This is a genomic window from Methylobacterium nodulans ORS 2060 (genome assembly GCF_000022085.1).
GTDB classification, from domain to species: domain Bacteria; phylum Pseudomonadota; class Alphaproteobacteria; order Rhizobiales; family Beijerinckiaceae; genus Methylobacterium; species Methylobacterium nodulans.
Genome location: NC_011894.1, coordinates 2,801,586 through 2,814,715 on the forward strand (window position 1 = coordinate 2,801,586; position 13,130 = coordinate 2,814,715).

The following is a 13,130-nucleotide window of genomic DNA, read 5'->3' on the forward strand; positions in this document are numbered from 1 at the left end:
ACATTCAGCAGATTGATTGAATGAGCTTGAATCCTTCCAGGGCGGCATGCATGCCTATGAGCATGCGAGGATCTTGCGAGCCGGGTGCTAACCGTCATGGACGCGTCAGGCCGCCAGGCGCACTGGCAAGACACCTACCGCGCCAAGGGCGAGCGTGAGGTCAGCTGGTTTCAGGACGAGCCGCAGCCGTCCCTGGATCTCATTGCCCAGGTGGCCGTGTCTCCCGCGTCCGCCATCGTGGATATCGGCGGCGGGGCCTCCCGCCTGATCGATCACCTGCTGGCTCAGGGCTTTCAGAATGTGACAGTCCTGGACCTGTCCGAGGCTGCCCTGACAACCGCACAGGCGCGTCTCGGCTCCCGCGCCGCGGACGTCCATTGGCTGGTGGCCGACGTCATCACCTGGACGCCGCCGCAGCCCTATGCGGTCTGGCACGACCGGGCGACATTCCATTTCCTGGTCGCGGAGGCCGACCGGTCGGCCTATCTGGCCCGGCTCACCGAGGCTCTGGTCCCCGGCGGCCACGCAATCATGGCCACCTTCGCGCCGGACGGCCCGGACAAGTGCAGCGGCCTGCCGGTCATGCGCTATGACGCCGACAGTCTCGCCCGGACCCTCGGCCCGGCGTTCGAGCGCGTGCGCGCGCTGCGGCACATGCACACCACGCCCTGGGGCGCACCGCAGGCGTTCCAATTCAGTGTTTTCCGCCGCACGTCCTGACCCAAGCCCATGAGCAACCGCAACCTTCGCGTCCTCCCGCCGATCCTGCGCGGGAAGCACCACGGGGCGGCGTCGGCGTTCACCCCGGAGAACCTGCTGCGCGAGGCGCGCCGTCAGAAAGGCCTGCCTGACACGCCCGTGCCCGAGGTCTGCATTCTCGATCCGGACGGTGACGTCGTGCGGTATCTCCGCGCGACCGGTCGTGCGCAGCGGGTCGAGAGCTGGGTCTGCTACCACAGCGACATGGACCGCTTCACGCAAGGCGGCCGTGAATACGGCATCGTTGGCTGTGCCGTGGGTGCGTCCTACGCCGTGCTGCTGGCCGAGCAGATGTTCGCTTCCGGCTGCCGCCTGGTGGTCAGCATAACCTCCTCTGGCCAGATCACGGCCCTGCGCCTGCCGCCCTACTTCATCCTGATCGAGCGCGCGTTGCGCGATGAGGGCACCAGCTACCACTACCTGCCTGCCTCCGATTATGCGGAGGCCGATCCGGCGCTGGTCGCAACGATCAGCGCTGCGCTGGCGCATGTCGGCGAGCCGGTCGAGCGCGGGGCAACCTGGACGACGGATGCGCCATACCGGGAAACGCCGGAGGCTATCGCCGCCGCACGCGAGGCGGGCATCCTCGCCGTCGAGATGGAGGCGGCGGCACTCTACGCCTTTGCCCAGGCGCGCAGCAAGCCGGTCCTCTGCTTTGCGCACGTCACCAACCAGATGGGCCAAGCAGGCGACTTCGAGAAAGGCGAAGCCAATGGTGCGATTGCTTCGCTCGTCTTGGTGCAAGTGGTCGCCGAAGCTTGGCTGCAATCGCCTTTCGGGTCGGCCTGAGGGGAGTAACCGCCACGCTTTTCGGGGCGAAGTCAAACGATCGGAGGGCTCTCCATGCGAACCAACCCGTTTGATGACACCTGGCAGTTCTTCCTCGCCAATCAGCCCGATCAGCTGGCGCGTGGCGAGGCTCGCTGGCTGCTGCTCGGACTGTTTCTCGCCCTGCTCGCCGGCAGTCTTGTGATTGCGGTCATCAACTGGCGAGACGATCCGGACCAACGGACACTGCCGCATCTCGTGACTTGGCTGGCGCGGGTCCTCGTCGGCAGCATGTGGTTTCAGGGTTCGCTCTGGAAGCTGCCGCTGTTCACCACCGACAATGGCCTGTTCTACTGGACGCAGCAAATGGTCCAGCACAGCGCGTTTGACTGGCATCGGGACTTGGTGGCGCACGCCGTGATCCCGGCCTTTCTCGTGATCGGACCGCTCGTCTATCTGACCGAGCTGGCCTTTGCGGCGTCACTGATCCTTGGTTTTGCGGTGCGCCTGACCGGACTGATCGGCGTCGCCTTTGTCATCAATCTCTGGATCGGCCTGTATCGGCATCCGGGCGAGTGGCCGTGGAACTACGTGTTTCTGGCGCTGCTGATGGGCGCGTTCAGCCTGCACGCCGCAGGTCGCTCGCTCGGGCTGGATGCACTGCTGCGCCGCCGGATGTTGCAGTGGACTCGTCGGACACCATGGGAGCAGGTCCTGGCGGGAGTGAGCTGAAGGAGCCCCGTAAGCGTCACCTGTATCCAAGCCGATCGGTTGGATGCTGGGCACCTCCGATAATTTCGTCGTGAGGGCACCGGGCGGGCGGTGAACCTCGGATGGATTTCGGAAATCAGGCAGCCGAGAGCTAAGCTCATGCCCTCAACCGAGGCACAAACGCCATGCGCCTGACCACGCTGTCTCTCCCTCTCCTCCTGGCTCTCTCCATCCCGGCCGCTGCGCAAACGGCGCCGATGGGTAACCCGTTCGGCCCGGGCGGCACCGTTGGCCTGCCAAGCGGTGCCGGGGCCGCCCCAAGGCCGGCTCCCGCTCCCACGGCCAAGCCTGTCCAGGATCCCGCTCCGGCCCCCTCCCAAAAGCCTGCCAGGGCCGCGCCGTCCGGCACCATCTTCCCGCCTGCCGTCTCTCCGAAGTACGCCAACGAGCCCACCGGTATGGCTCGGCAGAAGACCTGCCTGGGCCAGTACAACGCCAACAAGGCCGCGGGCGGCTCGGGCAACGGTGGGATGCCCTGGATCGTCAAGGGCGGCGGCTACTGGTCCGAGTGCAACAAGCGCCTGAAGGGCTGATCCTGACCGGCACAACGGGCCACGGATCGTACACGCCGGGCCGCCTAGATATGCCCTGTTGGGACACGGGCCCTCCGAGATGGTGTTCGGAATGGATTTGGAGCCATCGCCTCATGGACCTGCGGCGAAGCCGTATATGCAAGACGTTTCATATTGATACTGGCCTTCACTCGCTGTCGTGTCTGAGCACATGGTTCAGCCCCTTACCGACACCTTTGCCCTGCGCGGTGCGCTCGACCGGGATGCTGCCTCCACAGCGATGCAGCACATTCTGGCAGCCTTCGTCGTGTTGATCCTCTTCGCCGCTCCTGCCTTGGCCCGCCCCTTCGTCGACGGTGCCGGCCGCTCGGTACAGGTGCCGGAAAAGGTCTCCCGGGTGCTGGCTGCGGGACCGCCCGCTTCCGTGCTCCTCTACACCTTGGCACCGGCCAAGATGGTCGGCTGGGTCCGCGCGCCTCACGCCGACGAGAAGCCCTACCTCGCCCGCGAGACCTGGGACCTGCCGACGACCGGCCGTCTCACCGGCCGCGGCAACACCGCCAATGTCGAGGCGGTGCTGGCGACGAAGCCCGATCTCATCGTCGATGTCGGCTCGACCGGCCCCACCTACGCCTCGCTCGCCGACCGGGTGCAGGAGCAGACCGGTATTCCCTACCTCCTCCTCGACGGGCGCTTCACGAAGATCCCGGAGACCTACCGCAGCTTCGGCGCCGCAATCGGCGCGGAGGCCCGCGGTGCCGAACTCGCGGCCTACGCCGAGCGGATCCTCGCCGAGGTCGCGGAGAAGATCGGGTCGATCCCCGAGGAGAAGCGCCCGCGCGTCTATTACGGGCGCGGGCCCAAGGGGTTGGAGACAGGGCTTGCCGGCTCCATCAACACCGAGATCCTGGAGCTGGCGGGCGGGCGCAACGTCGCCGAGGCGGTGGGCCGGGGTGGCCTCACCAATGTCTCGCCCGAGCAGGTGCTCGCCTGGGACCCGGACGTGATCCTGACCCTCGACGCACCGTTCCGCGCGAGCCTCGCCACCGACCCCCTCTGGAGTGGGCTGAGAGCGGTGCGTGCGGGCCGGATCTACCTGGCGCCCCGCCTCCCCTTCGGCTGGTTCGACGCGCCGCCCGGCGTCAACCGCCTGATCGGCCTGCGCTGGCTCGCGGGCGTGCTCCACCCGGACCTCTTCCCGCAGCCGATCGAGGCCGCGACCCGCGACTTCTATCGGCTCTTCTACCACGTCGATCTCACGCCCGATCAGGCCGAGGCGCTCCTGAAGGGTGCGGGGCCGTGACCCGGGCGGTTGCGCCGGCCACCGGCGGACGGGCTGCGGCGGCCGGGCTCCCGCGCCGCCTGCTGCGCGGCCTGCTCCCACTCCTCACCCTGTTCCTCCTCACCCTCCTGTCGCTCGCCACTGGCCGCTACGGCGTGCCGCCGGGGGACATCGTCGCGGTTCTCGGCGCGAAGCTCCTTGGCCTGCCGAGCGGCGTCGATCCGACGGCGCAGACCGTGATCCTGCAGGTGCGCCTGCCCCGCGTCGCAGGCGCCCTCGTCGTCGGGGCGGGACTCGCGGCAGCGGGCGCGACCTATCAGGGCCTCTTCCGCAACCCTCTCGTCTCGCCGGACATCCTCGGCGTCTCGGCGGGCGCGAGCCTCGGGGCGGTCACCGGCATCTTCCTGTCCCTGCCGGTCGCCGCGATCCAGGGCCTCGCCTTTCTCGGCGGGCTCGGGGCCGTGGCGATCGTCTACGGCGTCGGCGCCGCCGTGAAGCGTCACGATCCTGTGCTGACCCTGGTGCTGGCCGGCGTCGCCGTGGGGGCGGTGCTCGGGGCGGCGATATCGCTCCTCAAGGTGCTGGCCGACCCCTACAACCAACTCCCCGCCATCACCTACTGGCTGCTCGGCAGCCTCGCCTCGGCGACGCTCGCCGACATCGGCGCGATCCTGCCCGCGATCCTGATCGGCCTCGCACCCCTCGTCCTGCTGCGCTGGCGCATGAACCTGATGAGCCTCGGCGAGGAGGAGGCCCGGGCGCTCGGCGTCGAGACGCGGCTCGTCCGCCCCCTCTTCATCGCCGCCGCCACCCTCGTCACGGCGGCCGCCGTCTCGGTCACCGGCGTGATCGGCTGGATCGGACTCATCGTGCCCCACGTCGCCCGCCTCCTCGTCGGGCCGGACTTCCGGCGCCTGCTGCCCGCCTCCCTCCTGCTCGGGGCGGGCTACCTCGTCGCCGTCGACCTCGTGGCGCGGACGGCCGCCGTGATCGAGGTGCCGCTCGGCATCCTCACGGCGCTCATCGGTGCGCCCTTCTTCCTGTGGCTCCTCGCCACAGCCCGGCGGGGCTGGTCGTGAGCAGGGAGCCCCTGCTGCGGGTCGAGGACCTCGCCTTCGGCTACGGCGCCCGCATCGTCGGCTCGGGCGTCGGCTTCGCCCTGTCCGCAGGCGAGGTCCTGTGCCTGCTCGGCCCCAACGGCTGCGGCAAGACCACCCTGTTCAAGACCGTGCTCGGGCTCCTGCCGATGAAGGCGGGCCGGGTGCTCGTCGAAGGCGAGAGCGTCGCCCGCTGGCCCCGGGCGCGGCTCGCGCGCAGCATCGCCTACGTGCCCCAGGCGCACGCGGCCCTCTTCCCCTTCACAGTGCGCGACGTGGTCCTGATGGGTCGCGCGAGCCGGCTGAAGCCCTTCGCGAGCCCGGGCCGGGCCGACCACGCGGCGGCCGAGGCCGCGCTCGCGGCCCTCGGCATCGCTCACCTCGCCGAGCGCGTCTACACCGAGGTCAGCGGCGGCGAGCGCCAGCTCGCCCTGATCGCGCGGGCGCTCGCGGGCGAGCCTCGCCTCCTCGTGATGGACGAGCCGACCGCGAGCCTCGACTTCGGCAACCAGGCGCGGGTGCTCGGCCAGATCCGCCGCCTCGCCGAGCGCGGCCTCGGGGTGATCCTCTCGACCCACGATCCCGGCCACGCCTTCCTCTGCGCCGACCGGGTGGCCCTGCTGCGGGACGGCCGCCTCGCCGGCCTCGGACCCCCATCCGACACGATCACGCCGGAGAGCCTGGAGCGCCTCTATGGCGTCGAGGTCGCGGTGGTGCCGGTTCCCGGGCATGGACGCTCGGTCTGTACCCCTGTCCTTGCCTAGAGCAGAATCCGGTCACGGTGGACCGGCTTCTGCTCCAGGCCTTTGCCGCATCGTCTGCGACGAACCGGCATCCACCTCGTCGGACAATGCTCTCGCAAGGGACCCTGCTCATGCTGTGGCTGACCGGCTTTCAGTCGATGGCGATCATGACATCCAAGGACTTCAACACGGTATAGGCCACACTGCCAATCCTGAACTTCAGCCCATCGACGGACTTGTTGGTGATTGATGACGTGATGACTTGGCCGGGCGCGATCTCGATCTTCACGTGCGGCGTGGTGAGCGGCACGCGTGAGGCCGCGTAGTCTCGGAACCTGGACGCTGTATCGGGAGATGGGGAGATGGATAGACGGCTCTGCCAGTCTATGAGTACAGCATGCCGAGGAGATCGCCCATGGCAGGGGGCAGCCCCAAGCAAGAGGCCGAACCAGCCGTTGACATGATGAAGGAAGACTGGAAGGCCTTCCTGAAGCGCGATGTCGGATGGGGCTTCGGAACGGTCACGGTCTTGCTCGCATTGCAAGCCGCGTTCTTCGCCTACGACCAGATCCTCAACGAGAGTCGGATTGAGACCACGGTTCTGAATGTGCTCAGCCGTGCTTGGCTGCAGCATCGGCCCTGGTAGGTGTCACGGTTGCGGGGACGGCGGATCCCCGCTCCGCCGTCCAAATAGAAACCGGGGTGCGTGGAAGCCGCCGCGCTCCTCATGCTGAGGTACTGGCGATCGAAGATCGCACCGCAGCGAGCCTCTGGCCGGCATCAGCCGGCACGCACCCCGGACCGCTCGTGCAAGATTCGGGTGGCCGGGATGACTGCTCAGGCGTGCTTCGAGGCAGCCTGCGCGATCTTCGATCGCCTGCGCGATCTGCGATCGCCCGCGCCTCAGCATGAGGGCCGGGCTGCGGCCGAGAGAGCCACCGCCGGCCACCGCGACAGCGCGGCACGCCCGCCTCGGCCGGCGGAGAGGGGAAATACGGATGCGCCGAACAGCACGACGAGGGCGACGTAGTACACCGCCCTTGCCAGCGGGATCGCGGCCTGGACCGGGTCCATGGCTCAGGGCCTGATCTCGAAAGTGAAGCTGCCCTGCGTTCGGTGCGTGTCCACCGACACCACGTGCCACGTCACCCGGTAGATGCCCGGCGGAAGACGAGGAGCCAAGGCAATGCGCGCTGGGCCGGGCCTGTTCAAGCCGGCTTTTTTGCTTCTCGCTTAAACGGCGAGCGGCAGCGCCGGATCAGCCGCGCCCGTCGTGCAGGCTTCGACGCAGGCGCAGGCCAGTGCCTCAGTCGCATCCACCAACACGGAGCGGAGCGCCCCGTTGACCGTCGCGAGCGCCACCGGGATTTCGGTGCAGGCCATCACCACCTGACGGCATCCCGCCGCCACCATCGCCTCGGCCTGCGCTCGCAGAATGGTTGTCGCCTCGGCGAGCTGCCCGGCCTTCACGAGCCGGATTGCCCGCATCACCTCGGCCTGTCCGGCTGCGTCGGGTGTCCGGCAGGAGAAGCCGCGCAGGGCAAGGCGCTTCTGGTAGATGCCAGCTTTGACCGTGCCGCTGGTCGCCAGCACTCCGATGCAGCCGCCCTGACCGGCGAGCGTGTCAGCCACAGCGTCCACAATGTGCAGGATGCGCACCGATGTCTCGGCCTGCAGGGCAGCGTGCCAGTGATGCGCCGTGTTGCAGGGGATAGCGATGCAGGTCGCGCCCGCCGTCTCAAGCCACCGGACAGTGGCGCGCATTGCGGGGAATGGATCGGTACCCTCGCCCAGGATCGCGGCGGTGCGGTCGGGAATGTTGGCGGCCATGCAGACGACCACCTGAATGTGGTCCTGGTCGCAGGCGGCCGGGGTGTTCTGGACGACCTTGCCCATGAAATCCACGGTCGCCATCGGACCCATTCCACCAAGCACACCGAGCATCGCGACCTCCTGTTGTGAAGGCACGATGGGCCGCACCCGGTGCAGGGTCCAATGCTGTGTCAGTCCACCTTATTCCGATGCTGCATAGTTTCGGCAGCAACGGCTTCCGCCGCCTGCCAGACCGCCAACACGGCCGTCCGGCGGTGTCCAGCGTTGCGGTAGAGGCGTACCTCAAGGGGCGTCTCCTCGCCCTCGGCAATCAAGCTGCCCTCGGCCAGTTCACGCACCACGAGACTGCGGGGCAGCCACGCCAGCCCATGCCCTTCGAGCGCCATGAACTTCAACGCCTCCGCCATGGCGTTCTCGTTGGTGTGCGAGATCCCGGCAGGCGGTTCGCCAGCCTGTGCCTGGGCGACGATCGCCACTCGGCCGAGAAAGGAGTTCTGCGCGTAGCTGAGCAGCGGCAGACTCGCGCTCCCGTCGGTCCGCGCGGCGCTACGGACGGCCACAAGGCTGTCGGCGCCGACCACGCAATACGGGTACTGCGCGGGGTCGAGCAGGATCGGTACGCTCGGATGGTGGAAGGTCAGCAGGAAATCATAGCCGCCTTCGGCAACTGCCTGGATGCAGTTGTGGAAGTCGTCGGGCAGCAAGCGGCTGCCGAGCGGCCCTGTATGCGCCTCGATCTGTCGGAACCAGCGCGGGAAGAACGTCAGGGCCAGGGTGTGGAGCGCGGCAACCGCCACGGTCTGCTTGCTCGGCCGGGCACTCGCCTGCAGGGCAGCCCGGCTGCCATGGAGCATCCGCACGGCCTCCTCGGCCATCTCGCGGAACTCACGGCCTGCCGCCGTCAGTGTGGTCGGGTAGGTGCTGCGGTCGATCAGGGAGACGCCTAGCCAGGTCTCAAGGGCTTGGATGCGGCGGCTGAACGCGGATTGCGTGACGTGGCGCTCCTCGGCAGAACGCGAGAAGCTGCCGGTTCGTGCGAGGCTGACGAAATCCTCAAGCCATTTTAGCTCCATGATCGCATCAGCCTAACGCCTGTTCGGAACGGGAACCAGCGGCTCGCCATGTCACAGTGGGTCGACGGGTTCAGCACCCGCCGCCTGCTCGAACATGTCGGCAACATGCCGCCCGCCGAGGCGGAAGCACGCTATTATGCACAGGCTCAGGAGGCAGCCTTGGCCGCCTGACCCAAACCAGACAGCCTCCGGGAAACCCGGGGTGGTTCAATGGCATCCACCCTCCTTCAGGGTTCAGGATGCCCGAAAAACTTGCGCTCGAACCTCCCTCCCCTTTCGCGGGTCAGGACTATTCGTCCCGCAACGAACTTCAGTTTAATCAAATAGCGAGAAGCCGTGATAAGGTATGCGGCCCTCCCTGGCTCCGGCCGTGTGAAAATGCGTTGTGGCGTCCGGAATCTCGCCGCTCTCAATTGCGGCCCGGACATCCGGGTATTCTCGGAGATAGAACACCTCGTCCACCTCGATCGGGCGGGGCAGCCTTCCTTCGAAGTAGCCGTATTTGACGAAATGCTGCTTCGCCGTCTTGACGCTGCCAGCCGCAATCGCGGCCTTCACATCCTGATATCTCTCAAGGTACCATTGCTCGTCGACTTTGACGGAATTGAGAGCGATGGCCAGGATCTCATCCAGAACCTCACTCTTGATGAGAACACAGCTATCTCCGCTTCTGATTTTATACCTGCTAATCTGTCGATTGAGTTGTGAGAAGAGCACGTTGGTTCTCCGGCAGGTAAGCTAGCAGATAAGCTGCCGATTATGTTGCGGGGCGAAACCCCAATGGCCGAGATGACGGTGGAGATCTTTAGGAATCAGAAGCCAGAAGCTTCGAATTCTCAGTACAGGGGCGGATCATGCGTGAGGACCGATGGAGGACCTGGGGCCTGACCATCCCATCGGGTGCCGCCGCGGCAGGGCGGAGGCCGAGACCTCGCCTGCCCGTGCATCCTCCAGCATCGGGCAGGATATCGGACCCGGTCCGATGCTGTTCCTTGTTGTGCCTCGGCCCTCCCGAGAACTGGGAGCCGCCTTTCGGGCTGATGCCCTCATGCACCGACGCCTTCGAAACGGACACCGCGCAGCGCGGTTTGGCTCGCAGCTGCAAGCATTGAGCGTACAGTGCCTGGTGTTCTCGCCGGCATCTGTGCACTAGCGGTGCCTGCGCAGCACGGCGACGTCGAGATTCCCGATGAAGTCGGGAATGATCTCAACGACATCCATGTGCCGGGACCAGAAGGCTCGCGTGTACTCGATCGTCTGGACGGTGTGGCGATAATAGGTGGAGTCGGCGATCTTGCCGTCCAGGGAGGGGTCGTGGTGGCGATCTTCGAACTCGGCGGTGACCCAGTGCTGCCACCACTCCGGCGTACGGAAGACCGACGACCAGGCGGCGGCGTTATGGCCCCCGAAGGTGATGAGCCCGACTCCATCCGGTTTCAGCAGCCGGGCGATCTCGTCGAGCCAGGCGGCCTGCACTTCGGCGGAGAGGTGCGTCATCACCGAGATGCCGAAGATCGCGTCGAAGGTTTCGTCCGGGAAGCCGGTCGGCGGCAGCAGCGGCGCCGTCGCGAATGTCCCGGCGAGGTTACGCTGGCACCACGTGATGTTCTCGGCGTCGATGTCGGTGCCGCACACCTGCGCTTCCGGCCATTGCTGGATGAAGTGGCGGGTCACACGCCCGTGACCGCAGCCCCAATCGAGGATCGAGACCTCGCGCCGGTTCGTGACACCGTAGCGCGCCAGCAGGGCCTCGATGGCCTTGTAGGCGCTGAAGCCGGTGAGCGTGACGCTCCGGTCGACCGACCAAGTCTGCACCCGCGTGAGCTGGCTGCCGTCGCGCGGCAGCCCGATGCCGGCATCGAGGCGGGATGGGATGGAGACGAGACGGCCGAGAGCATCGCCCACCTGGTTCGCGTCGGGCGCCAGCGGGTTGCCGTTGTCGTACTCGAAGTGGAACTGGAACGGATTCGAGCCGGGCGCGCAGGCCGGGAGGTCAATGATCACGTTGAAGGTCGAGAGATGAGCGTTCGGCCAATACCAGAAATGATTGCCGAATGCCACCGACGGCAACGGATACTGGAACTCGTAGGCGACGCCCGGTCCGAATACGACGCGCAGCGCGCCGGGGTCGCCGGCCGGCGGCAGGTGCTCGCCGGTGATCACCAGGCGAGCGCCATCGAAGCGCATCCAGGGGGCGGCGTAGAAGGGCAGCGGATGGGAGACCAGGACCTCTCGAGCCGTCAGCCCATGACTGTTGACGATCGGCTGGCGCGGCGCGGCGGTGAATTGGCCGAGGAGGCGGGTTCCGCCGGCGTCGTAGATCTCAACCCGGGTCTCGTCCTCGGCGCCGTACGGCGGCAGCTGGCAGGTGAAGCGGGTCGCGCCGTCCGTCGCCACCGGCACGGTTGCCCAGTGCCTGCCGTTGCAGCGGATGGCGACCTGAGCGGGGGCGCCCTCGCCGGTGAACTGGCCGCACAGCATATCGGCAGGGTCCAGGCTCAGCTGGAGGGCCAAGTCCTGCTGAAGGGCCAAGTCCTGCTGGAGGGCCAAGTCCTGCGCCGCGCGAAAACTCGGATTCGTTGCCGCCGAAGCTACCATGTCCCTATGCTCCCGGTTCCTGGTCTGGTCGATGGCACACCCTGCCGGTCGGGCCGGGCTCTCCCGACCCTGGTCCGTGCGATCTGCCCCAGGGTTGTGTCTAGGAATCCATTTCACAATGAATGGAAAAGATCGGTATTATACCTCGAAGTATTTTTCAGGAAAATCGCCGTCTTCAACCGAAGCCGCCGCTCTTGAAGGCTGCCTCTGCGCCCGGATAGTCGGCCAGAGCATGGCGCGCCATGCCCAGCCGGTACCAGGAGGTGGTATGAGCCGGCGCGTTGGCCACCGCCCTTTCGAGATACGCCAAGGCGTCGGATGGCCGGCCTTGCTCCAGCAGCCATTCACCGCACTGAAACTGGAGGCGTGCGTTGAGGGGCTGGTGCGTGAGCGCCTGTTGCAGGCGGTCGATCGCCTCGTCCTGGCGCCCGAGCGCCCAGAGTGCGTAGGCCGCGATGGTGAGCAGCAGCCGGTCGGCAGGCCGGCTCGTCCCCTCGCAGGCCGCCAGCGCATCCGCCGGGCTGCCCGCCCGCAGGTGCGTCTCAGCCAGGTTGTGAATGAAGCGATCGTCGGGATCGAGGGCCGCAGCCGCCTCGGCGGCCGCGAGGGCCCCGCTCCAATCTCCCACCCTCAGGGCCTGCCGTGCCCGGCGGTTATGCTTGCGGGCTGGATGATCCGCTTGCGATTCAAGGTATGTCTGGCGCCAGCTGCGGATGCTCCAGTCGCAGAGCCCATCGGGCATGTAGAACAAGGCGCGTTCCGCGATCTGGACGATGACGAGATCGGGCGACAGCTCCTCGACCAGGTCGTCCGGCAGCGCGTTGGCCGGGGAGATGTAGGTCGTCTCGGCGAAGGTCCGGCTCAGGAAGGGCGACAGGAACGTGGTGAACGAGTCGCGCACCACCAGGGCGCGGCCCCGTCCCGTGGCGCAATGATACTGCTGGAAGGCGTATTCGCGGTCGTCGTATATCTCCACCCCGGTCGAGACTTCGGATCCCGAGATGTCCGCCTGCTGTATCAGTCCTTTCCGCTCCGGGCGGATGTGGACGCCGAGATCGCCGAAGGTCGGCCGATCACCGTACCATACGCAGTCCGGCGCCACCGGCTTCAGGCCGAGCCGGCTGGGCGCGGCCGCGATGAGGGAGCGGTAGACGCGGTAGGCGGCAAAGCTCGTCCAGTGCGAATCCACGTCGTAATAGAGCGGGACCGCACCCTTCGCCTGGCGCAAGAGGGCCACAGCGTCGATGGCGCTGATGCCGTCCTGGCGTGCCGCCTCCGTCAGGCGCTCGGCGGCGGCCGGACGATCCAGGACGTAGCCGGCCGGCAGCAGTTCGTCGTAGACGCTGGCCTTCTCGGGGGCGACGACGACCACGAGCGCAATGCCGCGCGCCGCGAGCCGCTCGGCGCGGCTGCGAAGGATGCTGCGCAGCAGGGGGAGCGTGGTCTGCGACCAGGTCGCGAGATCGGCCGCGGTTCGCAGAGGAAAGACATCCTCATAGCGCTCAAGAAAAAGCCAACCCTCGTGCCCCTCCACGATCGAGAGGTTAGATCCAGCCAGCACGCGCGACCTCCAATCCTGCCTGTCTCAGGCCCGCTGGTGCCAACGGTCATGATTGATGACCGCCGGCTCTGTTCCCGTATGGTCGTCAAGACTTCAGCCTGATGGCGACAGGTCCGGACGGGGCAGTTGCCCG

General features: G+C 67.1%; 15 protein-coding genes and 1 pseudogene. 9 read left to right on the forward strand and 7 right to left on the reverse strand.

The genetic code is table 11. The features are described 5' to 3' along the window. Nucleotides 1–96 precede the first annotated feature (96 nt). From MNOD_RS13010 to MNOD_RS13040, 7 genes are all read left to right on the forward strand, one after another. Complete coding sequence (locus MNOD_RS13010) at nt 97–720, forward strand: class I SAM-dependent methyltransferase (RefSeq protein ID WP_015929363.1); 624 nt, start codon at nt 97–99, stop codon at nt 718–720. Nucleotides 721–729: 9 nt separating this feature from the next. After that, entirely contained in the window at nt 730–1,548 is an 819-nt protein-coding gene (locus MNOD_RS13015; RefSeq protein WP_015929364.1) for a nucleoside phosphorylase, read from the forward strand. A gap of 54 nt (nt 1,549–1,602) precedes the next feature. Beyond that, nucleotides 1,603–2,259: a DoxX family protein gene (locus MNOD_RS13020; RefSeq protein WP_015929365.1), complete on the forward strand. Its 657-nt coding sequence runs from the start codon at nt 1,603–1,605 to the stop codon at nt 2,257–2,259. A 164-nt stretch (nt 2,260–2,423) separates the two neighbouring features. Next, a complete protein-coding gene (locus tag MNOD_RS50600) occupies nt 2,424–2,831 on the forward strand; it encodes a hypothetical protein (RefSeq protein WP_015929366.1) in 408 nt (135 codons plus the stop codon). Nucleotides 2,832–3,090: 259 nt separating this feature from the next. Then, nucleotides 3,091–4,113, forward strand: a complete 1,023-nt coding sequence (locus MNOD_RS13030; RefSeq protein WP_043751130.1) for an iron ABC transporter substrate-binding protein — start codon at nt 3,091–3,093, stop codon at nt 4,111–4,113. A gap of 59 nt (nt 4,114–4,172) precedes the next feature. Next, on the forward strand, nt 4,173–5,171 hold the full coding sequence (locus MNOD_RS13035) for a FecCD family ABC transporter permease (protein ID WP_050783510.1): 999 nt from the start codon (nt 4,173–4,175) through the stop codon (nt 5,169–5,171). Further along, nucleotides 5,168–5,953, forward strand: a complete 786-nt coding sequence (locus MNOD_RS13040; RefSeq protein ID WP_015929369.1) for an ABC transporter ATP-binding protein — start codon at nt 5,168–5,170, stop codon at nt 5,951–5,953. The genes MNOD_RS13035 and MNOD_RS13040 overlap by 4 nt, the downstream gene beginning before the upstream one ends. 130 nt (nt 5,954–6,083) lie before the next feature. On the opposite strand, the gene MNOD_RS13045 is transcribed toward MNOD_RS13040, so the two are convergent. After that, nucleotides 6,084–6,242 carry a TOBE domain-containing protein gene (locus tag MNOD_RS13045; RefSeq protein ID WP_050783327.1) on the reverse strand — a complete coding sequence of 53 codons (159 nt, stop codon included), beginning with the start codon at nt 6,240–6,242 and terminating at the stop codon, nt 6,084–6,086. 105 nt (nt 6,243–6,347) lie between these two features. On the opposite strand from MNOD_RS13045, the gene MNOD_RS13050 reads away from it, so the two are divergent. Next, a complete protein-coding gene (locus MNOD_RS13050; protein ID WP_015929370.1) occupies nt 6,348–6,578 on the forward strand; it encodes a hypothetical protein in 231 nt (76 codons plus the stop codon). Between the two features lie 431 nt (nt 6,579–7,009). Here MNOD_RS13050 and MNOD_RS50605 read toward each other — a convergent pair whose 3' ends face one another. From MNOD_RS50605 to MNOD_RS13060, 3 genes are all read right to left on the reverse strand, one after another. Beyond that, entirely contained in the window at nt 7,010–7,081 is a 72-nt protein-coding gene (locus MNOD_RS50605; RefSeq protein WP_244424785.1) for a copper resistance protein CopC, read from the reverse strand. An 84-nt stretch (nt 7,082–7,165) separates the two neighbouring features. Then, nucleotides 7,166–7,912 carry a cysteate racemase gene (cuyB, locus tag MNOD_RS13055; protein WP_244424724.1) on the reverse strand — a complete coding sequence of 249 codons (747 nt, stop codon included), beginning with the start codon at nt 7,910–7,912 and terminating at the stop codon, nt 7,166–7,168. 23 nt (nt 7,913–7,935) lie between these two features. Then, the gene (locus tag MNOD_RS13060; RefSeq protein ID WP_015929373.1) at nt 7,936–8,838 is read right to left on the reverse strand and encodes a LysR family transcriptional regulator; all 903 of its coding nucleotides are present in this window, start codon (nt 8,836–8,838) and stop codon (nt 7,936–7,938) included. Between the two features lie 45 nt (nt 8,839–8,883). Here MNOD_RS13060 and MNOD_RS49945 point away from each other — a divergent pair. Beyond that, a pseudogene (locus MNOD_RS49945) lies at nt 8,884–9,009 on the forward strand (IS3 family transposase); the annotation flags it as partial. Nucleotides 9,010–9,153: 144 nt separating this feature from the next. Here MNOD_RS49945 and MNOD_RS13070 read toward each other — a convergent pair. From MNOD_RS13070 to MNOD_RS13080, 3 genes are all read right to left on the reverse strand, one after another. Then, nucleotides 9,154–9,555, reverse strand: coding sequence for a hypothetical protein (locus MNOD_RS13070; RefSeq protein WP_015929374.1), 402 nt, complete (start codon nt 9,553–9,555; stop codon nt 9,154–9,156). Between the two features lie 432 nt (nt 9,556–9,987). Next, entirely contained in the window at nt 9,988–11,436 is a 1,449-nt protein-coding gene (locus MNOD_RS41465; protein WP_015929375.1) for a class I SAM-dependent methyltransferase, read from the reverse strand. Between the two features lie 175 nt (nt 11,437–11,611). Continuing rightward, nucleotides 11,612–12,997: an alginate O-acetyltransferase AlgX-related protein gene (locus tag MNOD_RS13080; RefSeq protein ID WP_015929376.1), complete on the reverse strand. Its 1,386-nt coding sequence runs from the start codon at nt 12,995–12,997 to the stop codon at nt 11,612–11,614. Nucleotides 12,998–13,130 lie beyond the last annotated feature (133 nt).

Bases quoted from the DNA above. Each gene is read 5' to 3' on its own strand.
- MNOD_RS13010 (WP_015929363.1), top strand. From the start codon at position 97: ATGGACGCGTCAGGCCGCCAGGCGCACTGGCAAGACACCTACCGCGCC.
- MNOD_RS13015 (WP_015929364.1), top strand. From the start codon at position 730: ATGAGCAACCGCAACCTTCGCGTCCTCCCGCCGATCCTGCGCGGGAAG.
- MNOD_RS13020 (WP_015929365.1), top strand. From the start codon at position 1,603: ATGCGAACCAACCCGTTTGATGACACCTGGCAGTTCTTCCTCGCCAAT.
- MNOD_RS50600 (WP_015929366.1), top strand. From the start codon at position 2,424: ATGCGCCTGACCACGCTGTCTCTCCCTCTCCTCCTGGCTCTCTCCATC.
- MNOD_RS13030 (WP_043751130.1), top strand. From the start codon at position 3,091: ATGCAGCACATTCTGGCAGCCTTCGTCGTGTTGATCCTCTTCGCCGCT.
- MNOD_RS13050 (WP_015929370.1), top strand. From the start codon at position 6,348: ATGGCAGGGGGCAGCCCCAAGCAAGAGGCCGAACCAGCCGTTGACATG.
- MNOD_RS13060 (WP_015929373.1), bottom strand. From the start codon at position 8,838: ATGGAGCTAAAATGGCTTGAGGATTTCGTCAGCCTCGCACGAACCGGC.
- MNOD_RS41465 (WP_015929375.1), bottom strand. From the start codon at position 11,436: ATGGTAGCTTCGGCGGCAACGAATCCGAGTTTTCGCGCGGCGCAGGAC.